This is a genomic window from Pseudomonas sp. LTJR-52 (assembly GCF_003691465.1).
Classification (GTDB): domain Bacteria; phylum Pseudomonadota; class Gammaproteobacteria; order Pseudomonadales; family Pseudomonadaceae; genus Chryseomonas; species Chryseomonas luteola.
This window is the reverse complement of record NZ_CP033105.1, coordinates 3,925,068-3,950,463: the sequence shown is the minus strand read 5'-3', so window position 1 is coordinate 3,950,463 and position 25,396 is coordinate 3,925,068. Positions and strand designations below refer to the sequence as shown.

General features: G+C 54.6%; 25 protein-coding genes. 9 read left to right on the top strand and 16 right to left on the bottom strand.

The window, feature by feature from the left end:
• Position 1 precedes the first annotated feature (1 nt).
• Together EAW52_RS18375 and mdoH are read left to right on the top strand one after the other, a co-directional pair.
• Complete coding sequence (locus EAW52_RS18375; RefSeq protein ID WP_100217696.1) at positions 2-1,501, top strand: glucan biosynthesis protein G; 1,500 nt, start codon at positions 2-4, stop codon at positions 1,499-1,501.
• Positions 1,494-4,094 (top strand): glucans biosynthesis glucosyltransferase MdoH, encoded by a 2,601-nt coding sequence (gene mdoH / locus EAW52_RS18370; RefSeq protein WP_122043485.1) that lies wholly within the window; start codon positions 1,494-1,496, stop codon positions 4,092-4,094. The genes EAW52_RS18375 and mdoH overlap by 8 nt, the downstream gene beginning before the upstream one ends.
• 65 nt (positions 4,095-4,159) lie before the next feature.
• On the opposite strand, the gene EAW52_RS18365 is transcribed toward mdoH, so the two are convergent.
• Genes EAW52_RS18365 through ubiE form a run of 9 tightly spaced genes read right to left on the bottom strand, consistent with a single transcriptional unit; the run spans position 4,160 to position 10,096 of the window.
• Complete coding sequence (locus EAW52_RS18365) at positions 4,160-4,867, bottom strand: 16S rRNA (uracil(1498)-N(3))-methyltransferase (RefSeq protein WP_019363973.1); 708 nt, start codon at positions 4,865-4,867, stop codon at positions 4,160-4,162.
• A complete protein-coding gene (gene tatC, locus EAW52_RS18360; protein WP_010797011.1) occupies positions 4,864-5,655 on the bottom strand; it encodes a twin-arginine translocase subunit TatC in 792 nt (263 codons plus the stop codon). The genes EAW52_RS18365 and tatC overlap by 4 nt, the downstream gene beginning before the upstream one ends.
• A complete protein-coding gene (tatB, locus tag EAW52_RS18355; RefSeq protein WP_122043484.1) occupies positions 5,652-6,053 on the bottom strand; it encodes a Sec-independent protein translocase protein TatB in 402 nt (133 codons plus the stop codon). Before tatB ends, tatC begins: the two co-directional genes overlap by 4 nt.
• 9 nt (positions 6,054-6,062) lie before the next feature.
• A complete protein-coding gene (locus EAW52_RS18350; protein ID WP_019363975.1) occupies positions 6,063-6,305 on the bottom strand; it encodes a twin-arginine translocase TatA/TatE family subunit in 243 nt (80 codons plus the stop codon).
• Positions 6,306-6,324: 19 nt separating this feature from the next.
• Entirely contained in the window at positions 6,325-6,657 is a 333-nt protein-coding gene (locus EAW52_RS18345) for a phosphoribosyl-ATP diphosphatase (protein WP_010797014.1), read from the bottom strand.
• On the bottom strand, positions 6,650-7,051 hold the full coding sequence (hisI, locus tag EAW52_RS18340; RefSeq protein ID WP_122043480.1) for a phosphoribosyl-AMP cyclohydrolase: 402 nt from the start codon (positions 7,049-7,051) through the stop codon (positions 6,650-6,652). The genes EAW52_RS18345 and hisI overlap by 8 nt, the downstream gene beginning before the upstream one ends.
• 55 nt (positions 7,052-7,106) lie before the next feature.
• Complete coding sequence (gene ubiB, locus EAW52_RS18335) at positions 7,107-8,705, bottom strand: ubiquinone biosynthesis regulatory protein kinase UbiB (RefSeq protein ID WP_122043479.1); 1,599 nt, start codon at positions 8,703-8,705, stop codon at positions 7,107-7,109.
• A 3-nt stretch (positions 8,706-8,708) separates the two neighbouring features.
• A complete protein-coding gene (locus EAW52_RS18330) occupies positions 8,709-9,326 on the bottom strand; it encodes an SCP2 domain-containing protein (protein ID WP_122043478.1) in 618 nt (205 codons plus the stop codon).
• The gene (gene ubiE / locus EAW52_RS18325; protein ID WP_010797018.1) at positions 9,326-10,096 is read right to left on the bottom strand and encodes a bifunctional demethylmenaquinone methyltransferase/2-methoxy-6-polyprenyl-1,4-benzoquinol methylase UbiE; all 771 of its coding nucleotides are present in this window, start codon (positions 10,094-10,096) and stop codon (positions 9,326-9,328) included. Before ubiE ends, EAW52_RS18330 begins: the two co-directional genes overlap by 1 nt.
• A gap of 192 nt (positions 10,097-10,288) precedes the next feature.
• Between ubiE and EAW52_RS18320 the strand changes: the two genes are divergently transcribed.
• Positions 10,289-10,567 carry a polyhydroxyalkanoic acid system family protein gene (locus EAW52_RS18320; protein ID WP_122043477.1) on the top strand — a complete coding sequence of 93 codons (279 nt, stop codon included), beginning with the start codon at positions 10,289-10,291 and terminating at the stop codon, positions 10,565-10,567.
• A 3-nt stretch (positions 10,568-10,570) separates the two neighbouring features.
• Here the strand turns inward: EAW52_RS18320 and EAW52_RS18315 are convergent, their stop codons facing one another.
• From EAW52_RS18315 to EAW52_RS18290, 6 genes are all read right to left on the bottom strand, one after another.
• Positions 10,571-10,942 (bottom strand): gamma-butyrobetaine hydroxylase-like domain-containing protein, encoded by a 372-nt coding sequence (locus EAW52_RS18315; protein ID WP_122043476.1) that lies wholly within the window; start codon positions 10,940-10,942, stop codon positions 10,571-10,573.
• Between the two features lie 63 nt (positions 10,943-11,005).
• A complete protein-coding gene (gene hslU, locus EAW52_RS18310; protein WP_122043475.1) occupies positions 11,006-12,349 on the bottom strand; it encodes an ATP-dependent protease ATPase subunit HslU in 1,344 nt (447 codons plus the stop codon).
• A gap of 19 nt (positions 12,350-12,368) precedes the next feature.
• Entirely contained in the window at positions 12,369-12,896 is a 528-nt protein-coding gene (gene hslV, locus EAW52_RS18305; protein ID WP_010797022.1) for an ATP-dependent protease subunit HslV, read from the bottom strand.
• 86 nt (positions 12,897-12,982) lie between these two features.
• Positions 12,983-13,678: an SPOR domain-containing protein gene (locus EAW52_RS18300; protein WP_122043474.1), complete on the bottom strand. Its 696-nt coding sequence runs from the start codon at positions 13,676-13,678 to the stop codon at positions 12,983-12,985.
• A 10-nt stretch (positions 13,679-13,688) separates the two neighbouring features.
• Positions 13,689-15,428, bottom strand: a complete 1,740-nt coding sequence (argS, locus tag EAW52_RS18295; RefSeq protein ID WP_122043473.1) for an arginine--tRNA ligase — start codon at positions 15,426-15,428, stop codon at positions 13,689-13,691.
• A gap of 129 nt (positions 15,429-15,557) precedes the next feature.
• Positions 15,558-17,777 (bottom strand): primosomal protein N', encoded by a 2,220-nt coding sequence (locus EAW52_RS18290; RefSeq protein ID WP_122044860.1) that lies wholly within the window; start codon positions 17,775-17,777, stop codon positions 15,558-15,560.
• A gap of 161 nt (positions 17,778-17,938) precedes the next feature.
• Between EAW52_RS18290 and rpmE the strand changes: the two genes are divergently transcribed.
• On the top strand, positions 17,939-18,157 hold the full coding sequence (rpmE, locus tag EAW52_RS18285; RefSeq protein WP_010797026.1) for a 50S ribosomal protein L31: 219 nt from the start codon (positions 17,939-17,941) through the stop codon (positions 18,155-18,157).
• A 514-nt stretch (positions 18,158-18,671) separates the two neighbouring features.
• Entirely contained in the window at positions 18,672-19,940 is a 1,269-nt protein-coding gene (locus EAW52_RS18275; protein WP_074823157.1) for a malic enzyme-like NAD(P)-binding protein, read from the top strand.
• A gap of 45 nt (positions 19,941-19,985) precedes the next feature.
• On the opposite strand, the gene EAW52_RS18270 is transcribed toward EAW52_RS18275, so the two are convergent.
• Positions 19,986-22,412, bottom strand: a complete 2,427-nt coding sequence (locus EAW52_RS18270; RefSeq protein WP_122043472.1) for a penicillin-binding protein 1A — start codon at positions 22,410-22,412, stop codon at positions 19,986-19,988.
• Between the two features lie 181 nt (positions 22,413-22,593).
• Here EAW52_RS18270 and EAW52_RS18265 point away from each other — a divergent pair, with 181 nt between their 5' ends.
• Genes EAW52_RS18265 through pilP form a run of 4 tightly spaced genes read left to right on the top strand, consistent with a single transcriptional unit; the run spans position 22,594 to position 25,386 of the window.
• Positions 22,594-23,658 (top strand): pilus assembly protein PilM, encoded by a 1,065-nt coding sequence (locus EAW52_RS18265; protein ID WP_019363985.1) that lies wholly within the window; start codon positions 22,594-22,596, stop codon positions 23,656-23,658.
• Positions 23,658-24,245: a PilN domain-containing protein gene (locus tag EAW52_RS18260; protein WP_122043471.1), complete on the top strand. Its 588-nt coding sequence runs from the start codon at positions 23,658-23,660 to the stop codon at positions 24,243-24,245. Before EAW52_RS18265 ends, EAW52_RS18260 begins: the two co-directional genes overlap by 1 nt.
• Positions 24,242-24,865, top strand: a complete 624-nt coding sequence (pilO, locus tag EAW52_RS18255; protein ID WP_019363987.1) for a type 4a pilus biogenesis protein PilO — start codon at positions 24,242-24,244, stop codon at positions 24,863-24,865. Before EAW52_RS18260 ends, pilO begins: the two co-directional genes overlap by 4 nt.
• The gene (gene pilP / locus EAW52_RS18250; protein ID WP_122043470.1) at positions 24,862-25,386 is read left to right on the top strand and encodes a type 4a pilus biogenesis lipoprotein PilP; all 525 of its coding nucleotides are present in this window, start codon (positions 24,862-24,864) and stop codon (positions 25,384-25,386) included. The genes pilO and pilP overlap by 4 nt, the downstream gene beginning before the upstream one ends.
• Positions 25,387-25,396: the final 10 nt, after the last annotated feature.

Sequence of the window (25,396 nt, the reverse complement as noted above, 5' to 3'; positions counted from 1 at the left end):
CATGGCAATGTTTGGGGCCAAGGCCTGGGCGTTTAGCCTCGATGACGTATCAGTGCAGGCCAAAAGCCTTGCCGAACAAAAATTCGCTGCGCCCAAGAGCAATCTGCCTGCCGTTCTCCGTGACATGAAGTTCGCTGATTACCAGCAGATCCGTTTCCGCCAGGACAAGGCGCTCTGGTCTGGAGAGAAAACACCGTTCCAGCTGAACCTCTATCATCAGGGCATGCATTTCGACGTGCCAGTGAAGATCAATGAAGTCACGGCAACGGGTGTCAACGAGGTCAAGTACGATCCATCCTATTTCGATTTCGGCAATCTGCAGCTGGATCAGGCTGCCCTCAAGGATTTGGGATTTGCCGGTTTCCGCATAACCTATCCGCTGAACAAGCCCGACAAGCAGGATGAGTTTGTGACCATGTTGGGCGCCAGCTATTTCCGTGTAGTAGGCAAGGATCAGGTGTATGGCCTGTCTGCGCGTGGCCTGGCGATCGATACCGCCCTGCCGTCCGGCGAAGAATTCCCTCGCTTCCGTGAGTTCTGGGTCGAGCACCCACAGCCGGACCGCCGTAACCTGGTGATTTACGCCCTGCTGGATTCTCCCCGTGCTACGGGTGCCTACAAGATGGTCGTTACCCCTGGTAGCGACAGCACAGTTGATGTGCAGGCGCGCGTTTACCTGCGCGATAATGTAGGCAAGCTGGGCATTGCGCCACTCACCAGCATGTACCTGTTCGGGCCTAATCAGCCAAGCCCACAGGTCAACTATCGTCCAGCCCTGCACGACTCCAATGGCTTGGCCATTCATGCGGGTAATGACGAGTGGATCTGGCGTCCGCTGAATAATCCCAAGCGTCTTTCCATCAGCACCTATACAGTCGAAAACCCCAAGGGCTTCGGTCTTCTACAGCGCGGCCGTGAGTTCAGCCGTTACGAAGATCTGGATGATCGTTACGATCTGCGGCCAAGCGGTTGGGTTGAAACCAAGGGTGACTGGGGCAAGGGCAAGGTCGAACTGGTCGAGATACCGACACCAGACGAAACCAACGACAACATCGTTGCCTTCTGGACACCAGACACCATACCTCAGGCCGGTGAGCCGATTGATCTGAGCTATCGTCTGCATTTCACCATGGACGAGCCTGCTCTGCACTCGCCTGATGTGGCCTGGGTTCAGCAAACTCGCCTCTCGACCGGCGACGTCAAGCAGCCCAATCTGGTTCGCCAGGCAGATGGAAGCACCGCCTTCATCATTGACTTTGAAGGCCCGGTTCTCAAGAACCTGCCGGAAAGTGCACAGGTGGCCTCGCAGGTCAGCCTTAACGACAATGGTGATCTGATTGAAAACAATGTTCGTTATAACCCTGTCACCAAAGGCTGGCGTTTGACGCTGCGTCTGAAGGTCAAGGACGCTACCAAGCCCGTAGAAATACGTGCTGCGTTGGCGGAAGGCGATAAGACGCTGACCGAAACCTGGAGCTATCAGTTGCCTGCCAATGAATAACCGTAAAGAAACAACACCCGTTCAGGACTACCTCGAGCGCTTACCGCTCGGGGAGGCCGAGCGGCAGCAACTCGCGAGCGGTGTAGGCAGTACCGACGCTGAGGGCCTGGCTTCCCTGCATGGAAAGCTTGCGTCCACTGAGTCTGTTGGAAATGATCCTGCACTGAGTTCTGTAGAAGCACGCTTGAAAATGGGTTGGGGCGATGCCCTCTCCGAAGGTGACCTGCTTACCGTTGATGCTCAGGGGCGGGCCAATATCCGTACCATGCCTGCCATCACGCGGTCCCAGATGTTGCCGGAGCCATGGCGTACCAATCCCGTAGTACGTATATGGCATCGTCTGCTGGGTCGCAAACAGGAGGCTCGTCAGGTACCTGATGAGGAGGCGGACGCACACGCACACTGGCGCAAAGTAGGGGCTTTCCGTCGTTTCATCCTGCTGGTGCTCATGCTCCTTCAAACAGGTATCGCTACCTGGTACATGAAGGCTGTTCTGCCTTATCAGGGGTGGTCACTGGTCGATCTTGGAGAGGTCTGGGACCAAGGGCTTCTGGAGTCTGCCAGGCAAGTGCTTCCCTATGTGTTGCAGACCAGTATTCTTCTGCTGTTTGCAACCTTGTTCTGCTGGGTTTCTGCCGGTTTTTGGACAGCCCTGATGGGATTCTGGCAGCTACTGACCGGACGGGATAAGTACAGTATTTCCGCCAGTACTGTCGGGGATGAAGTGATTGCGCCCGAGGCGCGTACCGCCATTGTCATGCCGATCGCCAACGAAGACGTCGCCCGGGTGTTTGCCGGTTTGCGCGCGACCTATGAGTCTGTAGCGGCGACCGGGCAGCTTGAGCATTTCGACTTCTTTATCCTGAGTGACAGTAACAATCCGGACAAATGTGTTGCCGAGCAGAAGTCTTGGCTTGAGCTCTGCCATGCGGTAAAAGGTTACGGCAAGATTTTCTATCGCCGTCGTCGCCGCCGTGTGAAGCGCAAGAGCGGTAATATTGATGACTTCTGCCGCCGTTGGGGCAGCCAGTACCGCTATATGGTCGTGCTGGATGCTGATAGCGTCATGAGCGGTGAATGTCTCACGGGCCTTGTGCGCCTGATGGAAGCTAATCCGCGAGCAGGTATCATCCAGTCCGCACCCAAAGCCTCAGGTATGGATACGCTCTATGCGCGTCTCCAGCAGTTTGCTACCCGGGTGTACGGGCCGCTCTTCACGGCGGGCCTGCATTTCTGGCAGCTGGGTGAATCCCACTATTGGGGACATAACGCAATCATTCGCGTGAAGCCGTTTATCGAGCATTGCGCATTGGCGCCTCTACCCGGTAAAGGCTCGTTTGCAGGTGCCATCCTTTCCCACGACTTTGTTGAGGCTGCATTGATGCGTCGTGCAGGGTGGGGAGTCTGGATTGCATACGACATGCCCGGTAGCTACGAAGAGCTTCCGCCTAACCTGCTGGATGAGCTCAAGCGTGACCGCCGTTGGTGCCATGGCAACTTGATGAATTTCCGGCTGTTCCTGGTAAAGGGTATGCACCCGGTACACCGGGCCGTGTTCCTGACCGGTGTGATGTCTTATTTGTCGGCACCGCTCTGGTTCCTGTTCTTGGTGCTATCCACTGCACTTCTGGCCGTACACAAGCTCATGGAGCCGCAGTACTTCCTGCAGCCAAGGCAGTTGTTCCCAGTCTGGCCACAGTGGCATCCCGAGCAGGCAATTGCCTTATTCTCGACCACGTTGATTCTGTTATTCCTGCCAAAGCTGCTCAGTGTCATCCTGATCTGGGCCAAGGGGGCAAAAGAATTCGGCGGCGGTTTCAAGTTGCTGTGTTCGATGCTCTTGGAAATGCTGTTCTCGGTTCTGCTGGCGCCTGTACGCATGCTGTTCCATACGGTATTCGTGACTGCTGCCTTCCTGGGCTGGTCAGTGCAGTGGAACTCGCCTCAGCGTGACGATGACGCCACGCCTTGGAGCGAGGCCTTCAAGCGTCATGGCTCACAAATGCTGCTAGGTATTATCTGGACGGCCGGTGTAGCCTGGTTGGACCCACGTTTCCTCTGGTGGCTATCGCCTATCGTGGTGTCACTGATGCTTTCCGCTCCGGTGTCAGTCATTTCAAGCCGTACCAATTACGGCATGGCGGCGCGTCGTTCCAGCTTCTTCCTGATTCCGGAAGAATACAATCCGCCTCGTGAGCTGGTGGCGACCGACGAGTACTTGCAGCAGAACAACCAAACCGTTCTTCGTCATGGTTTCCTGCAGGCCGTAGTCGATCCGCTGATTAACGCACTGGCATGTGGAATGGCCAAGGCAAGACATGCCAAGGTTGTGCCTCAGGCCGAAGCACTACGTCAGCAGCGCTTAGAAAAAGTACTAGCAGACGGTCCCGAGAAGCACTCGGATGCACAGTGGGCTATCTTGAGCGATCCTGTTGGAATGTCGCGTCTGCATCTGCAGGTGTGGCAATCAGGTGAAGCACATGATCGTTGGGTGGAGGCGTACCGACGCATTCTGCCCGTACCTGCATCTGCCGAAACAAGTGCGCTTCCTGATAAAAACAGTGCTTCGCTTGCAGTAAATCCTGCTCGCTAAGGTTGAGAAGGCATATGAAAGCCCCAGTCAGAATATGGCTGGGGCTTTTTTATTGGCGACAGATGTTAGAACAGGCGGGCCAGGAGCGCTGTAACGGCTGTTTCTACACGCAGGATACGTTCACCCAGTTGAACAGGGTCAAGCCCTGCCTCTTGCAGCTTATCTACCTCATAAGGGATCCAGCCGCCTTCCGGGCCGATTGCCAGCGTTACGGGGCCTTTTACTTCACGAGGGCAGGGTGGGTAATAACCAGGATGGCCAGTCAGCCCAATCGTCCCTTTTGCCAATGATGGAAGACGATCTTCGACAAAGGGCTTGAACCGTTTCTCGATGATGACTTCAGGTAAAACGGTATCTCGTGCTTGCTCCAAGCCAAGAATCAGCTGCTCTCGAATAGCGGAGGGGTCAAGAAAGGGGGTTTGCCAGAAGCTCTTTTCAACCCGATAGCTGTTGATAAGAACCAACCGGGCTACACCCATCGAAGAGATGCCTTGCAATACTCGACGCAGCATCTTGGGTCGCGGCAGCGCCAAAATGAGTGTTATTGGCAGTTTAGGCGGGGCAGGTTGGTGCAGCTGGAGTTTGATGCGTGCTGAATCAGGCGTGAGGTCAAGAATTTCGCCTTCGCCCATCAAACCATTCAACATGCCGACCCTCAGTGAATCACCACGCTCAGCTTGGTGAATGTCTTTCAGGTGGGCAAAGCGCCGGTCTTTAAGGAGGACTTCATTGTCTCCAACAAAGTCCTCCTGTTCTAGCAGCAGCAGATTCACGAATGAGTCGCTGGGGGCTGATCCTCGTGCGAGGTCTTTTCTTCGTGTGGCTCACGTTTTCGAACGAAGCGTCCAAACAGGAGGCCAATTTCAAACAGGAGCCACATGGGAATCGCCAGCATGGTCTGGGAAAGCACATCCGGTGGCGTCAGGATCATGCCTACTACGAAGCATCCGATAATGACGTACGGACGTACCTTCTTGAGGTAGGCCACATCGACGATACCGATCCAGATCAGCAGAACGGTTGCGACAGGGATTTCAAAGGCAGCGCCAAATGCAAAGAATAGCGTCAGGATGAAATCCAAATAGCTGTTCAGGTCCGGCATCATCATGGCGCCTTCCGGCGTGATGCTTGAGAAAAAGTGGAAAATCAGTGGGAAGACCAGGAAATAGGCAAACGCCATTCCAGCGTAAAACAGCAAAATACTTGAAATCAGCAAGGGAAGCGCGACACGCTTTTCATGCTTGTAAAGACCTGGCGCAATGAATCCCCAGACCTGATAAAGGATGACGGGCATTGCCAGAAACAGGGAAACAATAAGCGTCAACTTGAAGGGCGCAAGGAACGGCGACGTGACGTCTGTCGAGATCATCGTGGCGCCTTCGGGCAGAAACCTGCGGATAGGTTCCGACGCGAAAGCGTAGATCTTCTGGGCGAAGTAGAACAGACAGGCGAAAATCAGGAACGTCGCCAGCACACAGCGCAGCAAGCGTGACCGCAGTTCAGTCAGGTGAGAGACCAGAGGCATTTCTTGGTCTTCATATTCAGGTTTTTTTTCGCTCATGGGGCTCGCGGTGGAGAAGGCTGATCCTTTGACTCGCTGGGGGGCGGAGTCACGTTACTGGGCGGAGCCGATTTGATGACAGGTAAGTCATCCTTGACGACAGATGAGTCATCGCTAGGCGGCGTAGGTGTTTCAGCCGACGGGGCTGGATTACCTGTCTCCTGCCGGGCCTTGTCGCGTTGCTCCCAGGACAAGAGATTCTCAGTGTGAAGCTGGCGCCGTATTTCGTCGGCACCAATTTCACGTTCCACCTCTTGCCGTATGTTATTGAAGCTACGCTTGAGACGACCGATCCATAGGCCTGCAGTGCGTGCAGCGCCTGGCAGGCGCTCTGGGCCTAAAACCAGCAAGGCGACCAGGCTTATCAGGGCTAACTCACTGAAGCTGATGCCAAACATAATAGGTACTCAATCCTTACGGACGGGCTCTTCAACCTTGTGGTGTTGAGCGTCAATCGTATGGGGCTGATTGAGTGGAGGCTTCTGCTGATCTTGCGCAGGCTTCTCCTCTTCTTCCGTATTCATCGCCTTACGGAAGCCCTTGATCGACTCGCCTACATCGGTGCCCAGGGTTTTAAGGCGTTTGGTACCAAATACCAGTACCACAACGATCAGGATGACGATCCAGTGTTTCCAATCAAAAATACCCATAACATTACCTCATCAAGAATCAGGATTCGGATCGAGCAGCTTTTTCAGCGTGTCCAGATAGCCCAAAGCGGCGATCCAATTCATCAAGCACTGCCTGCGGATGTTGGCCTAGCGCAGCCAGCATGACCATGCTATGAAACCAGAGATCTGCCGTTTCATAGATAAGGTCCGTCGAGTCTCCATTGCTGGCCGCATCTTTGGCCGCCAGGATGGTTTCTATGGATTCTTCTCCTACCTTTTCAAGGATCTTGTTCAGCCCCTTGTGGTAAAGGCTGGCGACATAGGAGCTTTCAGGCGCTGCGCCCTTGCGGGATTCAAGCACCTCTGCAATTTTGTTTAGCGTATCACTCATGGCTATGACCTGGCGTGTATATCGCGTCGGGATCTTTCAGAACCGGGTCAATCGTTTTCCAGGCTCCCTCTTCAAACCGACGATAAAAACAACTTTCACGTCCTGTGTGACAGGCAATACCACCTAACTGCTCAACTATGAGGATGACGACATCAGCATCGCAGTCCAGACGCAGCTCATGCAGCTTCTGTACATGCCCCGAGTCCTCCCCCTTACGCCATAGCTTACGCCTTGAACGTGACCAATAGATGGCACGATTCTCAGTTACAGTCAAAGCGAGGGACTCACGGTTCATCCAGGCCATCATCAAGACGCGCCCGCTCTGATAATCCTGAGCGATTGCCGGTACGAGTCCGTCACTGTTCCAGTTGATTTCTTCAAGCCAGTCTTTCATGGTCTACCCGGCAAATTACACACATTATTAGTCTGACAGCGCTGGCACGACCTGCCTAGCCACGAATGACCAGATAGATGCCTGTTACCAGCATGATCCAGGCGGGCCAGCCTTCAGGTGTGGACTGAAATCCAGTCTGGAAGGCACCGCCAATCAGCAGGACACCAAATAGCCGGGGCAACCAGGCGTTGTCTCGTCTTCCCCACGGGTTGGGTGGATCATTGCGGTGGGGTTGGGTGATGCGCTCCAGTGTGTCACGGGTCATCTGGGCCAAGTGCGGGATCTGCTCGATCTGCTGCTGGATATTGCGCAGTACCTGGGTAGGTCCCATGCGTTGGCGCATCCAGCGCTCAAGATAGGGTTTGGCTGTCGCCCACAGGTCCAGGTCAGGATAAAGCTGGCGTCCAAGCCCTTCAATATTCAGCAGCGTTTTTTGAAGCAGTACCAGCTGAGGCTGAATCTCCATGTTGAACCGGCGTGCCACTTGGAACAGACGCAGTAGCAATTGGCCAAACGAAATATCTTTCAGTGGTTTTTCAAAAATCGGCTCGCACACGGTTCGAATCGCTGCTTCGAACTCGTTGACCTGCGTAGTTGCCGGCACCCAGCCTGAATCGATATGGAGCTGGGCTACCTTGCGGTAGTCGCGCTGAAAGAATGCCATCAGGTTTCTGGCCAGATAATTCTGATCCTCGGGTGTAAGGCTCCCGATGATGCCGCAGTCTACCGCGATGTATTTCGGATCCCAGGGGTGCGCCGTACTGACAAAGATATTGCCAGGATGCATGTCCGCGTGGAAAAAGCTGTCGCGAAACACCTGGGTAAAAAAGATCTCGACCCCTCGCTCGGCCAGGAGCTTGAAATCTGTGCCTTGGTCTCGCAGGGCATTCAGGTCAGTCACAGGGATGCCATAGATGCGCTCCATGACCAGTACCCGAGGGCGGCACCAGTCCCAGTAAACCTGCGGAACGTAAAGCAGAGAAGAGTCTTCGAAGTTTCTTTTGAGCTGACTGGAGTTGGCTGCTTCACGTAAGAGATCGAGCTCATCGTAGATGGTCTTCTCATAATCCGTGACGACTTCGACGGGGTGCAGACGGCGCGCTTCGGCCGAAACGCGTTCTGCCATACGTGCCAGCAGAAACAGCCAGGCCAGGTCTTGAGAAATGACAGGCTTCAGGCCTGGTCGCACGACCTTGACGACTACCTCTTCACCTGTTCGGAGCTGTGCTGCATGTACCTGAGCGACGGAAGCGGAGGCCAGCGGCGTGATATCGAAGCGGCTGAAAACCTGGGCAATGGGCGCGCCCAGTTGAGACTCGATCAGCGCAATGGCTTTCTCCCCAGGAAAGGGAGGAACCTTGTCCTGGAGAAACATAAGCTCATTGGCCACGTCTTCCGGCAAAAGATCGCGGCGCGTAGAAAGGATCTGGCCAAACTTGATGAACACAGGGCCCAGACCTTCTAGCGCAAGGCGCAACCGAGCACCTCGGGACAGCGACTTGCGAGGGCGAGGCAACCAACGCCATGGCAGAAAGTAACCTGTCAGGCGTAAATACCAGGGCAGTGGAAGCGCATAAACCAGATCATCCAGGCGGTAGCGAACAACAACCAGGAAAATACGCAGCAGGCGTCGAAGGGCAGCAAACAGCTTCATTGGTTATTTATGTCTGCGTTGAGCAAGGCGGTCGATACGCGCCTCGAGACGATCTACAGTTAGACGCAAGGCATCGATTTCCGCAAAGCGAGCATCACCTTCCCGACGTCCAACCAGCGTGCGACTTTCTTCAGCTAGCCAGTCAGACAGGCTTTGACGCAAACTCTCATGACTTTGATCCGTCCACCCGCGCCCTTTTCGGACGAATTGTCCAAGCAGTGCAGCAGGCACTGGACCCAGCCAGCGAGAGAGTTCGTACTCCCAGTCCAGCTCCAGGCTCTGCAAGATATCGGATAGCTCTATCAGTGCTGCACTATCCCCCTCAAGCGTTACATCGGTGCTGTGCAAGATCGCTGTTTTGTTCTGACTCAAGGCCAGCTGAGCCAATCGAGACGCAGGTGCCTTCAGCGTGCAGTCGACTTCTGCTTCATGGTGGGCGGCAAAATGCAGACCATCATAGGCCGGAAGGATGAACAGCGTGAAACGTGGAGCCGCACAATCTATGGCAATGACCTTGCCTTGCAGGCGTGCAAGACGGCGGCCCGCCACAGCGTCCATTGCCAGTAAGGGATTCAGGCCGCGCTCCAGCGCAGCCAGTACGGCCTGGGTCAGTAGGATCATCAGGGTTTTATGCCACGGTGCAGGGCAACAATGCCACCTGTCATATTGTGGTAGGTCACGCGCTCAAATCCAGCGGTTTCCATCATGGCTTTAAGCGTGTCCTGATCAGGATGCATGCGAATCGACTCCGCCAAGTAACGGTAACTGGCCGAATCATTGGCGATCAGCTTGCCCATGAACGGCAGAAGGCTGAAGGAGTAAGCATCGTAGGCCTTGGACAGGAGCTGGCTGGTCGGCTTGGAGAACTCTAGTACCAGAAGACGTCCGCCCGGCTTGAGTACGCGTAGCATAGATGCGATAGCGGCTTCCTTGTGGGTCACGTTACGCAATCCAAAGGCAATGGTCACACAATCAAAGTGATTGTTTGGGAAGGGCAGCTTTTCAGCGTCTGCCTGTACGAAGCTGACATTGTTGGCAATACCTTCGTCCATCAGGCGATCACGACCGACCTTTAGCATCGAGTCGTTGATATCTGCCAGCACGACCTCACCACGTGGGCCCACCAGGCGGGAAAACTGTTTAGTCAGGTCGCCTGTGCCGCCAGCAATATCCAGCACGCGGTTACCACTTCGAACCCCGGACAGTTCGATCGTGAAACGTTTCCACAAGCGATGAACGCCTGCAGACATCAAGTCATTCATCACGTCATATTTGGCTGCAACCGAGTGGAACACTTCGGCTACTTTTTGAGCTTTCTGACTTTCCGGCACACTCTGGTAGCCGAAATGAGTGACGGGATCGGCCTCCGGGCCCTTGCGCTGATCGCTCATGACGCTTCACCTGCATTTGAATAAGCGACCATTCTAGCAGTGCTGATGCGCTGAGATGTCCATTCTTGCCGGATAAAGTCATTAGAAAATAGGTATTCCATGAGATGGGTCATCCTGACTTGGTAGTTCTCGTGCTTTTCGTGCATGACAGCCCCCGCTATAGTCGCAGGCGAATTCGCTGGAGTACTTCCTATGTCCCAAATCAGTGTCGAACGTTCCCATTCACTAGGCCTTGAAAATGCGCGTGCCAAGGCGGGGGCGCTGGCCGAAAAGCTAACGCGTGATTACGGTGTGGAGTGCCGTTGGGAGGGTGATACGCTGCAATTTTCCCGTACAGGTGTTGATGGGCGTATCGAGGTGGGCGAAGACAAGGTGCGTGTCGACGCAACTTTGGGGTTCTTCTTCTCGGCCCTGAGCTCACAGATTGAGCATGAAATCGAGAAGAAGCTGGATAAAGCGCTACAGGCTTGAGCGTTATAGCATCAGTTTGACGACGGATACATCCGGATCTCTGGACTTGCTTTCCCGGGCCAGTGCAAACAGGTACTCGGCCCACATCTGCTCCTGATTGCGACCGAGTTCATACAGGTATTCCCAAGTGAACAAGCCACTGTCGTGACCGTCATCGAACGTAATTTTCAATGCGTACTGACCGGCTGCCTCGATTTGGCTGATGCCTACGTTCTTCTTGCCAAATTGCAGGACGGGGTTGCCGTGACCCTGTACTTCTGCAGAAGGCGAGTGAACGCGCAGAAATTCAGCAGGCAGCGTAAAGGACTCGGTATCGTATTGAACGGTGAGGGTTTTGGATGCTTTGTGCAGCTGGATGGCCGTGGGCAAACGCATGGCAATAGGTCTCGCTGATAAGCTCGCAGCCTTGAGGCTGCGAGCGATAGGTTGTCGACGTCCTTACAGAATATAGCGCGACAGATCCTCGTCCTGTGCCAACTCGCCCAGGTGGCCGTTGACATAGGCAGCATCGATCCGAATAGGCTCGCCATTCTGCTGGCCTGCCAGATCAGCAGCGCTGAACGAGACTTCCTCCAGCAGTCGCTCCAGTAGCGTATGCAGGCGGCGCGCACCAATATTTTCCGTCTTCTCGTTGACCTGCCAGGCAATTTCCGCAATGCGGCTGATCCCTTCAGGCGTGAACTCAACACCCAAGCCTTCAGTCTTGAGCAGCTCACGGTATTGCTCTGTCAGTGAAGCGTGCGGTTCAGTGAGAATGCGCTCGAAGTCCTGAGGTGTTAGGGCCTTGAGTTCTACACGGATTGGCAGACGTCCCTGAAGCTCAGGTACCAGATCGCTGGGCTTGGACAAGTGGAACGCGCCCGAGGCGATAAACAGGATGTGGTCGGTTTTGACCATACCCAGCTTGGTATTTACCGTGCAACCTTCGATCAGTGGCAGCAGATCGCGCTGTACGCCCTCGCGGGATACGTCAGCGCCACTGGTGTTGCCACGCTTGGCAACCTTGTCGATCTCGTCGATGAAGACGATACCGTTCTGCTCGACCGCTTCCAGGGCACGAGCCTTGAGCTCTTCCTCGTTGACCAGACGAGCAGCTTCCTCGTCACGGATCAGCTTGAAGGCTTCTTTAACCTTGAGCTTGCGAGCCTTCATCTTGCCTTTGTTCAGGCCGGAGAAGAGGTTTTGCAACTGGCTGGTCATTTCCTCCATGCCGGGCGGAGTCATGATCTCGATACCTGCTGGCGCTTCAGCCACTTCGATATCAATCTCCTTGTCATCCAGCTGGCCTTCACGCAGGCGCTTGCGGAAGAGTTGACGCGTGTTGGAGTCTTCGCTGCGAGTCGGTTCTTCACTAAAACCTACTGCACGTGCAGGCGGTAGCAGTGCATCAAGAATCCGTTCTTCGGCAGCATCTTCTGCACGATGACGCACTTTGACGATTTCCTGCTCACGCAGCATTTTAACGGCAGCATCAGCCAGATCGCGGATGATGGACTCAACGTCACGGCCTACATAGCCCACTTCAGTGAACTTGGTGGCTTCTACTTTCAGGAAGGGTGCATTCGCCAGTTTGGCCAGTCGGCGGGCGATCTCGGTTTTACCTACACCTGTCGGGCCAATCATCAGAATGTTTTTTGGCGTGACTTCGGCACGCAGTTCCAATGGAAGCTGCATACGACGCCAGCGATTGCGCAGGGCAATGGCTACGGCGCGCTTTGCGTCATCCTGGCCGATAATATGGCGGTTAAGTTCGTGAACGATTTCACGCGGAGTCATAGACATGTCGTTATTCCGGCCGGACTCAGGAAGCGTCCAGCTCCTCAATAGTCAGGTTACGGTTAGTGAAGACACAAATGTCTCCCGCAATGTTCAACGCAGTCTCGGCAATTTCTCGAGCACTCAGCTCGGTATGCGTGAGCAGGGCACGAGCGGCCGCTTGTGCATAGGGGCCACCGGAGCCCATGGCAATCAGGCCTTCTTCTGGCTCGACGACATCGCCGTTACCGGTGATGATTAGCGAGGCATCCTTGTTGGCTACTGCCAGCATGGCTTCCAGGCGGCGAAGTGCACGATCGGTACGCCAGTCTTTGGCCAGTTCTACCGCGGCACGGACCAGATGGCCCTGATGTTTGTCGAGTTGCTGCTCGAAGCGCTCGAACAGAGTGAACGCATCCGCGGTGCCGCCGGCGAAACCTGCCAGCACCTGGCCGTGGTAAAGGCGACGGACTTTACGTGCGTTACCCTTCATGACGGTATTACCCAGGGATACCTGGCCATCGCCGCCAATGACGACTTTGCCGTTGCGACGCACTGAAACGATAGTGGTCAAGGGTGTTCTCCTGCTATGCCTTAAGCGATTGCCGGAGATATGGGGACGGCCTTCTAAGGCTTCAAGCCTTTTCCGGCCGCCATGTGTTATCGACCTTGGCGTTGCTGGAGCAGCAGGTTCTTGAAACCGTTGCTGGCCAGCTGGCTCTGGGCTTGGGTCAGTTGGTTGCGATCTCTGAAGGGACCGACCAGGACACGATACCATGTGTCATCCTTGACCTTGCCTGATTCTACCCGCACATCCTGACCGATCAGGATGATCTGCGCTCGCACCCGATCAGCGTCAGCCTGTGTTCTAAACGAGCCTGCCTGGAGGAAGAACAGCGTCACGGGTGGCTGTGCTGCTGTCTTGGGCTGTTGAGCAGGTGTCTGCGCAGCAGTCTGGGCAGGTGTCTGAGGTTGCTGTGGCGAGCCTGCAGACAGCTGAGCTGTCGTCGCAGGCGGCGTTTCAGGCTTGGGTGGAGTAGGGGTTGGACTCGTCTGCGGCACGGCGTCCGGAGGCACGATTACTTCGGACTCCGGTAGCAGTGTATAGAAGTCATACTTGGGCTTGACCGGGGTTGGCGTAGTAGGAGCCTCCTGTTTGGTCTTGGACGCAACTTGTGCCTCCTCACCCTTGGAGCGACGAACGGCATCGTTGCCCGGCTCAAGCTTCATCAGAAAGACCACGAAGCCACCAATGGCAAGACCTGAAGCCAGCCATACCCAACCGGGAATAGGCTGCTTCTTGGCGGCTGGCTGATTTCGGCTTGCGCCTCGTTTAGGTGCTGCTTTCTTTGCCATATACGTCCGTTTACATACGTTCCAGTGTATTCAGGCCTAGCAGTTCGAGACCTTGTTTAAGGGTGCGCCCGGTCAAGGCGGCCAGGCGTAGGCGGCTTTGCCGTTGAGCAGGATCTTCTGCGCTGAGAATGGGGCAGTTTTCGTAAAAGCTGGAGAAGAGACCGGCAATGTCGTAGAGATAGGCGCATAGAAGATGCGGCACCCCTTTCTCCGCTACCGAATTCAGGGTTTCGCCAAACTGGGCCAGACGAGCACCCAGATCTTGCTCCTGAGGAGCTTCCAGGCGAATCTGGCCTTCGACCTCATCGTACCCCTGGCCAAGCTTGCGGAAGATACTGGCGACGCGGGTATAGGCGTAGAGCAGATAGGGTGCCGTATTGCCTTCAAAGCTGAGCATCAGCTCGAAATTGAAGCTGTAGTCACTTGTTCTGTGCTTGGACAGATCTGCGTATTTGACGGCGCCGATACCCACTGCGCGAGCAATTTCACGCAGCTCGGTTTCTTCCAGGGAGGGGTTTTTTTCCTTGACCAAGGTGTAGGCGCGCTCTTCTGCCTCATCAAGCAGGTCGATCAGCTTGACCGTGCCGCCGTCGCGCGTCTTGAAAGGGCGGCCATCTGCGCCATTCATGGTCCCGAACCCCATATGTTCAAGACTCATGGATGGGGCAACGAAACCAGCCAGACGAGCAACTTCAAAGGCCATCTGGAAGTGCAATGCTTGGCGCTGGTCGACAAAGTAAAGGACTCGATCGGCATTCAGAGCCTGGCTACGGTAGCGCATGGCTGCCAGATCGGTCGTGGCGTACAGGTAGCCGCCTCCTGCCTTCTGCACGATCACCGGAAGTGGATTGCCTTCCGCATTCTTGAACTCTTCAAGGAAAACGCAGCGGGCGCCATCGCTTTCGGTAAGCAGGCCCTTGGCATCGAGTTCGGTCACGATACCAGGTAGCTCGCTGTTGTAGGCGCTCTCTCCTTTTACGTCCGCAGGCGTGAGTTTGACGTTCAGGCGGTCATAGACCTTCTGGCAGTGGCTCAGGGAGATCTCATTGAAGCGGTGCCATAGTTTCAGGCAGGCTTCATCGCCCGCTTGCAGCTTGACGACCAGCTCGCGAGCGCGATCGGCAAATTCAGGAGACTCATCGAAGCGCTTCTTGGCGGCTCGATAAAATGTTTCTAGGTCGGAAAGCTCGCTTTCAGCTGCCGCAGGCTGTTCTTCAAGATAGGCGAGGAGCATGCCGAACTGGGTTCCCCAGTCGCCGACATGATTTTGCCGGATAACATCATCCCCTAGAAATTCGAGTACACGTGCAACAGCGTCACCAATAATGGTGGAGCGCAGGTGGCCCACGTGCATTTCCTTGGCCAGGTTGGGAGAGGAGAGGTCTACAACAACCCGCTGTTTGGGCGCGGCCTTCTGAATGGCCAGATGCGTATCAGCCAGCGCATCATCCAGGCGCTGGGCCAGTTGCTCGTGATTCTGGAAGAAGTTCAGAAAACCCGGGCCTGCAATCTGCACCTGGCTGACGCTCGGGTCGGCAGGCAGGGCTGCAATCAGTTTTTCTGCAAGATCGCGGGGTTTCATGCCGGCAGGTTTTGCCAGCATCATGGCGATATTGCTCGCAAAGTCGCCATGACTTTTGTCCTTGGTATTTTCGACCTGGATGGTCGGCGTCAGACCATCTGGCAAGATGCCTTCGGCAGTAAGGCGCTCCAAGGCGTTCTGAATAAGCTGTCGAATAGTGTCTTTCATGATCGTCTGGCCTTTGGCTCGCGCCTGGGCGCGTAATGAAAACCCTGCATTATCCGCAGGCTAGGATCACTTGCCAACGTGTAGACGTCATTGAGGCCTGCGGAGCCCGAAATTAAGGTGAAAAAAGTCCTAATAAAGATCTATGGGATCAACGTCCAGTGACCAACGCACCTGCCTTCCGGCTGGCAGATTTTCCAGACGTAAGACCCAGCTGGTCAGTAACCGGTGAAGCGGGGCCCGGAGTGATGCTTGTAATAAAAGCTGTGCACGAAAGCGGCCCGCCCGACGTTCCATGGGCGCGGGGATAGGACCGAGAAGCTCAATATGGGGCAAGTCCAGCTCTGCTGCCAGCTGATCAGCTTCAGCATAGGCCAGCTCCAGGAACTCTTCTGCCTGTCCAGGCTTGTAGGCTTCGGCACGTAACAGCGCCAGGTGAGTAAACGGGGGAAGACCGGCTGCACGACGTTCTGCCAGGGCTTGCTGGGCGAAGGCGACGTACCCTTGCTCGGTTAGCTGTACCAGCAGGGGATGATCCGCCAGATGAGTCTGAATCAACACTTGACCCTGTACTTCGGCACGGCCTGAGCGACCGGCTACCTGAACCACTTGTTGGGCCATGCGCTCGCTGGCACGAAAATCTGCTGAAAAGAGGCCCCCATCGGCATCCAGGATAGCTACCAGCGTGACGCGGGGGAAATGATGCCCCTTGGCCAGCATTTGTGTTCCTACCAGGATGCAGGGCTCGCCGCGCTGAATGATGGAGAAGATATTGGCCATGGCATCCTTGCGCATGGTGCTATCCCGATCGATACGCAACACTGGAAATTGCGGGAAGAGAATCCGAAGCCGCTCTTCCGCACGCTCCGTACCTGCACCCAATGGGCGTAGATCCAGCTTGCCGCAGGCAGGACAGTGTTGTGACGGGCGTTGACGATGATCGCAATGGTGACAACGCAGCTCGCCTGACCGCTGGTGAATGGTCATACGGGCATCGCAGCGTGGACACTGGGCGATCCAGCCGCAGTCATGACACAGCAGCGTAGGCGCAAAGCCACGGCGATTTAAAAAGACCAGGACCTGTTGGCCCTTGCTCAGCGTGTCGCCAATCGCTTGCGCCAATGGCTGTGAGAGACCTGAATCAAGAGGGCGGCTCCTGACATCCAGGCGCTGAAACTTTGGGGCAGTAGCACTGCCGGCACGCTGAGTGAGGCGAAGCAGGCCATAGCGACCGATTTCAGCGTTATGAAGACTTTCCAAGGAAGGAGTAGCGGAGCCTAGAAGCAGCGGGACTCTTTCAAGCCGAGCCCTGACGACAGCTAGGTCGCGGGCATGGTAGCGCAAGCCTTCCTGCTGTTTATAAGACGCATCGTGCTCTTCATCGACAATGATAAGGCCTGGGTTTTTCAGCGGAGTGAAAAGGGCGGAGCGTGTTCCTATGACGATATCGACATCGCCGTCGCGTGCAGCCAACCAGGCGTCCGTGCGCTCCCGGTCGGTAAGCGCCGAGTGGATCAGCACGATACGGGCATTGAAGCGTTTCTCGAAGCGGGACAGTGTTTGTGGTCCCAGGTTGATTTCCGGGATCAGGACCAAGGCCTGCCGTCCTGTTTCGAGTGTCCGGCGTATGAGCTGAAGATAAACCTCGGTTTTGCCGCTTCCCGTCACACCATCCAATAAAAAGCAGTGAAAGCTACCAAGTCTCGCTTTGACCGCTTCGTAGGCAATACGCTGCTCGTGGTTGAATGGGAGTTCTGCTTGTGCCAGCCAGGCGCCGTGATGTTTGGCTGGCATGATTTGGCGGGACTCGACATCGACCAGTCCCTTTGCCTGCAAGGTATCGAGTGCATCCTTGGCAAGGCCGAGCTGGCTGAGCAATTCATGGGCAACGCCATGTGGGTGCTGTTTGACGACTTTCAAGGCTTCGCGCTGGCGTGGCGCTCGTACCAGGCGTGGGTCCGATACATCAGCTTCAGGCCTGGCTATCCAGAACCGCTGGACCCGCCGCTCGGCAGGGTCGCCCTGTCGCAGGAGTCCTGGCAGGGCACACGTAAAGGTATCGCCCAGGCTGTGCTGGTAATACTGGGCTGCCCACTTGCAAAGCTCGATCAGGCTGGCCGGCATTGGGGGGGTGGTATCCAACAGCGCAATGGCGGGCTTTAGTTTATCTCGCGGAACATCGGTTTCGGACACGATCTGCACCAGAATGCCCACGATCTCCCTGCGCCCAAAGGGTACGCGTAGCCGAACACCTGGGATCAGTTCCGAGGCGTCGACACCGGCTGGCGCTCGGTAGTCGAATAGCCGGCGTAAAGGAGAGGGCAGCGCAAGGCGCAGCAGGACTTCAGACACGTCTGGACTCGGAGGCAAAAAGAGGCAGATATTAGCAGACCATTGGTAGACGTAACGGCTTGCATCGTCGTAAGCCTCTGTTATGATGCGCGGCCTATTATCCGTGCGGTATTCGGCAATGACGCCGGGTGGCGGCACGGCACGAACTCGAGGATTTCGTAATGAAAGCCGATATTCATCCTACGTATACTAATATCGAAGCAAGCTGCAGCTGTGGCAATGTCATCAAGACGCGCTCCACACTGGCTAAGAACATCAACCTGGACGTGTGCTCTGAATGCCACCCGTTCTATACAGGTAAGCAGAAGGTGCTGGATGCAGGTGGTCGTATCGATCGCTTCAAGCAGCGCTTCGGTGTTTTCGGTACTGCTCAGAAGTAATACGTTTGATCGCTCATGTCGTACCTGAGCGATCGACCAAAAGGCGTCCATATGGACGCCTTTTTTATTGCCTTGCAAAAGACGAATTGTATTGTCAAGGTCGGCTGTGACATTGGGGCAGGTGTCAAATCCGCATTGATGACGCATAATCAGTTCACGAGCTTGGCTCACCCATCCCGTAGCCGCTCTGCAACCTCACACAATGAGAACATGTACGCGATAGGGCATTGTCGCAGTCAGGTTTGAAATGCTGGCTGTTACCCTTGCAATGCGCTGCTGGCAGAACAAACCGTTCACGCCTGTTATCGATGTTCCGATCTACCTGAGCCTGTCTTGCAAGGCACGTTTAGCCTCAAGGCGGTTCGTCTCGTTACATGTGGATGAAGGCTACACAGGATTGGCCTAAAGTCGTATACAACAGCTATTGACTATTGGGGCCATTGCTTGTGGGGCGTAATCTTCTTGCGTATCCTCCATCCACTTTTGACCCAACACGCCATAGCGGATACTTATAATGTCTGACTTGAAAACAGCCGCTCTCGAATACCATGCTCAACCCCGTCCAGGTAAGTTGAGCGTTGAACTGACCAAGCCTACCGCTACCGCTCGTGATCTATCTCTGGCTTACAGCCCGGGTGTAGCAGAGCCTGTCCGCGAAATCGCTCGTGATGCCGAGCTCGCCTACCAGTACACCGGTAAAGGTAACCTGGTTGCTGTGATCTCTGACGGTACAGCCATCCTTGGTCTGGGTAATCTGGGACCATTGGCGTCAAAGCCGGTTATGGAAGGCAAGGGTGTCCTGTTCAAGCGCTTTGCCGGTATCGACGTGTTCGATATCGAAGTCGATGCCGAAAGTCCACAGGCGTTCATTGATACCGTAAAGCGTATTTCCATTACCTTTGGCGGTATCAACCTGGAAGACATCAAAGCGCCTGAGTGCTTCGAGATCGAAAAGGCTCTGATCGACCAGTGCAATATTCCGGTTTTTCATGATGATCAGCACGGTACGGCTATCGTGACCGCGGCCGGCATGCTGAACGCGTTGGAGATTGCTGGCAAGAATTTAGAAGATGCCAAGATCGTTTGCCTGGGGGCAGGTGCGGCAGCCATTTCCTGCATGAAGCTGCTAATTAGCATGGGAGCCAAGGTCGAAAATATTTTCATGCTGGATCGTCAGGGTGTGATCCATTCTGGTCGTACCGATCTCAACCAGTACAAGGCTATCTTTGCGACCGAGACTGACAAGCGTACCTTATCTGACGCGCTGGATGGCGCTGATGTCTTCGTTGGTCTGTCTGGTGCGAACCTGCTGAGCGCTGAGGATTTGCAGCGCATGGCGCCGAATCCCATCGTATTCGCCTGCTCTAACCCGGATCCGGAGATCAAGCCGGAATTGGCTCATGAAACCCGTTCAGATGTCATTATGGCCACTGGCCGTTCCGACTATCCGAACCAGGTGAACAACGTGTTGGGTTTCCCCTTCATTTTCCGAGGCGCACTGGATGTGCGGGCTACGGTTATCAATGAAGAAATGAAGATTGCAGCGGCTCATGCGCTACGGGATCTTGCCAAGCTTCCAGTGCCGAAGGAGGTATGTGAGGCCTATGGTGTTGATGAGTTGAGCTTTGGCCGTGGATATATCATTCCAAAGCCCATGGATCCTCGTCTGATCACAGTGGTCTCCGATGCAGTCGCCAAAGCGGCTATTGAGTCGGGCGTAGCGACCCGTGCATACCCGGCACACTATCCGCTCAAGTCGGTTAGTGACGTTTTTAGTCACTAATCAGGACAATAAAAAACCCCGCCTAGGCGGGGTTTTTTATTGTCCTTAGAACAGGTCCATTGGGGCGGACTCATCGGACGGAAGTGGCGTGCCAGGCGAGCTGCCTGGGCCTAGCTCATCCATGGGCGGCGGTGTGTCTTCATTCTTGAACAGCTCGAAGTACGCGTCAGGGGTACCAGGCGGAGCCGCTCGGCCACTGACAGGATCAATGCGCAGGGTGGCAATTCCCGGTGGTTCCGCTGGCAGGTGGTCGGGTTTGCCTTCCAAAGCACTGCCCATGTACTGCATCCAGATGGGAAGTGCCACATTACCGCCAAACTCATGACGACCCAGGGTGTCGGGCTGATCAAAACCTACCCATACCGTAGTAACGTAATCAGCGTTATATCCTGAGAACCACGTGTCTTTTGAGTCGTTTGTCGTTCCGGTTTTACCTGCTAAGTCCCCGCGCTTCAGTTCAAGCGCTCGACGACCCGTGCCGCGCTTGATCACATCCTGCAGCATGCTGGTCATGATATAGGCGTTACGCGGATCAATAATTTGCGGTGCAATGGCGGGTGTCTGGCTCATTGTGCCGTTAGCATTGGTTACGCTGGCAGGTGTTACCTGAACATTCTCCGGAGCAGCTGCCGCAGTATTTGCGTTCTGCGGAACACGTGGCGGATTAGCCTGATAAAGCAGTTGTCCGTCGCGACTTTCAACCTTCGAGATAATGTAAGAGTTGACCTTGTAGCCGCCGTTTGCAAAAGCTGTCCAACCATTTGCAATTTCCATTGGCGTAAGGCCGGGTGTACCTAACGCCAGTGAAAGGTTGCGTGGCAGAAGATCCTTTTCAAAGCCGAAGCGGGTTACATAGTTAATCGCATAATCGATACCAATGGCCTGCAGAAGGCGAATGGAGACCAGGTTGCGCGAGCGATACAGTGCCTCGCGCAGCCGGATAGGGCCCAGAAAAGTATTTGTATCGTTTTTTGGACGCCAAGCTTCGTCCATGCTGCTATCCATGAACACGATAGGTGCATCATTAACGAGGGAGGCGGCGGTATAGCCTTTCTCCAGTGCAGCACTGTAAATGAACGGTTTGAAGCTCGAGCCCGGCTGGCGGCGGGCCTGAATGGCGCGATTGTAATTACTCTGCTCGAACGAGAATCCGCCAACCAAGGCCTGAGTGGCACCGTCTTGTGGATCAAGCGATACCAGCGCGCTTTGGGCCTTGGGAACTTGAACAAACCGTAAGCTGCCATCTTCTTGACGCAGGATACGGATCAGATCACCCACCTTTACGACATCGCTGGGCGTATTCGGCTTGGGTCCCATGCTATTGGCGCTGATATAAGGGCGAGCCCATTTCATGTTTTCCCAAGCGATAGCTTCTTCCTTGTCGTTTGCTGTCAGAACCAATATGCCGCTTTTTTCGGTCTGGGTGACAATGGCTGGCTCCAACCCTCCAACAGTACGATGGGATTGCAGCAGGCTTAACCATTCACTGCGCGACTTGTTCGGATAATGCGCTTCAGCTCCACGATAGCCGTGGCGCTGGTCATAGTCGATCAAGCCGTTGCGCACGGCGGCATTGGCAACGTTCTGCAGGTGGCTATCGATAGTCGTCGTAACCTTATAACCCTCTGTATAGGCATCGCTACCATACCGTCCCACCATTTCCGCTCGAGCCATCTCAGCGACATAGGGCGCTGCGAGCTCCGGTACGGCGACGTGATGGTAGGCGTCGATAGCTTCAGCCACGGCCGTTTCGTAGGCGCGTTGATCGATATAACCCAGCTTTAGCATCCGCTCGAGAATCCAGTTTCGTCTCTCCTTGCTGCGCTCGGGGTTTACGATCGGGTTATAGCGTGACGGTGCTTTTGGCAGGCCGGCAATCATCGCTTTCTGCGCTAGCGTCAGCTCATTGATTGATTTGCCGTAGTACACCTGTGCAGCTGCCTCGATTCCATAGGCGCGGTTGCCTAGATAAATCTTGTTGACATAGAGCTGCAGAATTTCATCCTTTGTAAGCTGGCGCTCAATTTGCAAGGCCAACAGTATCTCGGTGAATTTACGTGAAAAACTGCGTTCGCTGGTCAGGAAATAGTTCTTGGCCACCTGCATAGTGATGGTGCTGCCGCCGGTCTGAATGTGACCTGTTTTGACCAATTGTGCTACGGCACGCATCAGACTTTTAACGTCTACACCGTAGTGGTTGGCAAAATTGTCGTCCTCAGCCGAAAGAAGCGCATGGATGAAATCCGGGGGGATTTCGGAGAAACGTAAAGGCGAGCGCCGCATTTCTCCAAATTCGGCAATCAGCTTTCCATCTGCGCTGTAAATGCGAAGGGGGATCTGCAACTGCACGTTCCGCAGGGCATCTACCGAGGGTAGGCTCGGGCTAAGGTAGAGGAAGGCGCCGCTAAGCCCAAGAAAGACGCTGCAGACGATGCCAAGGCAAGACCACCAGATAAATTTTAACAAACGCATTGGATATGGCTTTTTCAGCTATAAAGAAGTGAATCTGGCAACAATTTTGCGAGCCAAGAAGTAGGCGCATTATAGGCAGTTTTTGGGACAGATCGCTATTTGCGCGTATGTCAAGTCTGCCAGCTAATGCCGATGAATACGAATCGCCCAATGCGTGGCGAATACAGATAGGGAAACTGTTGTGCTAGGGCTATTCAAAAAGAAGACGAATACGCTACTGGGAATCGATATCAGCTCAACGTCTGTCAAGTTGCTTGAGCTGAGTCGTGCTGGTGGACGGTATAGGGTCGAAGCCTATGCCGTTGAGCCGTTGCCGCCAAACGCCGTGGTGGAAAAGAACATTGCCGAGCTTGAAGGCGTAGGGCAAGCGCTGGGTCGGGTTCTGGCCAAGGCTCGAACGAATGCTCGAAATGCAGCAGTGGCGGTAGCGGGTTCGGCTGTTATTGCAAAGACCATCGAAATGGATGCGGGTCTTTCGGATGACGAGCTTGAAAACCAGATCAAGCTTGAGGCGGATCAGTATATTCCTTATCCCCTTGAGGAAGTGGCGATTGACTTCGAGGTTCAAGGGCAGTCGGCGCGTAATCCAGGCCGTGTTGAAGTACTCCTTGCGGCATGTCGTAAGGAAAACGTTGAAGTTCGTGAGGCCGCGTTAGCGTTGGCCGGGCTTTCTGCCAAGGTTATTGATGTAGAAGCTTATGCTCTTGAGCGTGCTTATACGCTAATGGCCGGGCAGCTAGGCGGTAATGTCGATGAATTGACGGTTGCGATTGTTGATATTGGCGCCACGATGACTACCCTTAGCGTTCTGCATAATGGCCGTACCATTTATACGCGCGAGCAGCTCTTTGGCGGACGGCAGCTGACCGAGGAAATCCAACGCCGTTACGGACTGTCCATTGAGGAAGCCGGTCTTGCCAAAAAGCAGGGTGGACTGCCTGATGATTATCAGGTCGAAGTATTGACCCCCTTCCGGGATGCGGTTGTCCAGCAGGTTGCCCGCTCACTGCAATTCTTCTTTGCAGCCGGACAATACAATGATGTGGACTATATCTTGCTTGCGGGAGGAACCGCGTCAATTTCCGGCCTGGATCGGCTGATCCAACAGAAAATTGGCACTCCGACCCTAGTTGCTAATCCGTTTGCTGATATGACGCTAAATAGCAAAGTCAATGCAAGTGCTCTGGCCAGTGACGCTCCGGCGCTCATGATTGCCTGCGGTCTGGCTATGAGGAGCTTCGACTGATGGCCCATATCAACTTGTTACCTTGGCGTGAACAGCTAAGGGAAGAGCGTAAGAAGCGCTTTCTGGTGGTTATTGGCGGGATGTTTGTCCTGTCGGCCGCAATCATCTTTCTAGGTGATAAGTACTTTACCTCTGCAATTGAGAACCAGGACGCCCGTAATGCCTATATACAAGGCGAAATTGCCGTTCTGGACTCTCGTATCAAGGAAATCAGTGAGCTGAAAACACGCAGACAACAGCTCCTTGAACGAATGAAGATCATTCAGGATTTGCAGGGTAACAGGCCTGTCATTGGCCATGTGTTTGATCAATTGGTGCGCACGTTGCCGGATGGCGTGTACTTCACTGGCCTTAAGATGCAGGGCGATACCATTTCCATTGTTGGTGAAGCGGAGTCCAACAACCGCGTTTCCAACCTTATGCGTAACTTCGAAAATTCCGAATGGCTGGCTTCGCCTAATCTGACAGAGGTCAAGGCGCTGACGTCAGGTGCAGTTGACCAGAACAATACCTTCCAAATGACGGTAAAACAGACAAAGCCGGCTGTGCCAACGCCTGCGGTGCCCGCACAAGGAGGTAAGTCATGAGTTTGGCCGATACTCTGGCAAGCCTTCGCAAGATCGATCTGAATGATCTTGATATGGATAACCTGGGTGCATGGCCCCCGGCAGCCAAGGTGATTACCTGCATTCTGATTGTCGCTGTGGTGCTGGCGCTAGGCTATAACTTCTATCTGAAGGACATGCAGACAGAGCTGGAAAACAAGCAGGCTCAAGAAGAAACCCTCAAACAGCAATTTGGGAGCAAGGCATTTCAGGCCGCTAACCTGGATGCGTACAAGGTTCAAATGACTGAAATGGAGGAGTCATTTGGTGCCATGCTGCGTCAGTTGCCCAGCGATACAGAGGTACCTGCACTGCTCGAAGATATTACGCGTACCGGGTTGAAAAGCGGTCTTGAGTTCGAGCAGATTCGTTTGCTGCCTGAAAACGTACAGCAGTTCTACGTTGAGTTGCCCATCCAGATCACGGTGGTGGGGAGCTATCACGATCTGGCGACGTTTGTCAGCAGTGCCTCAAGCCTGCCGCGTATCGTGACGTTGCATGATTTCGATATCAGCCGTGTATCGCCTGACAGCGGAGCGCAGCTGCGAATGAACATTCTGGCCAAGACGTATCGCTATAACGACAAGGGATTGCACCAATGAGAGCCCGAATTCTGATATGTGGGCTTTTGCTTGCTGCGCTGTCAGGGTGCGGTGGCGGGGATGATGTGTCCGATCTTCAAAGTTATATGGATGAAGTTCGGGCAAGGCCGAAGGGGAGCATAGAGCCATTGCCCCAGTTTCAGCCTTATGAGCCATTTGCTTATGGCGCGGCTGATATGCGCAGCCCATTCCAGCCACCTATAAAAATTGATTTAACGGCGAAGCAAAGAGGGTCAAAGAACATCAAGCCTGATGAAACCAGGCCGAAACAATTTCTGGAAGGCTTTAATATCGAAACCTTCCAGATGGTGGGCACGCTTTCCAATGCATCAGGTCGTTTTGCCTTGATCAAAGGAGCTGGAGGGGTTCACCGCGTTAAGGTGGGTGATTATCTAGGTAGAAACGATGGGCGTATCGTTTCCATTACTGAAAGTCAGATTGATGTGATTGAGATCGTTCCTGATGGAGAGGGCGGCTGGCTCGAAAGACCCCGTACTCTTTCGCTAATAGAGAGTTCTTAAGGACGGGGCA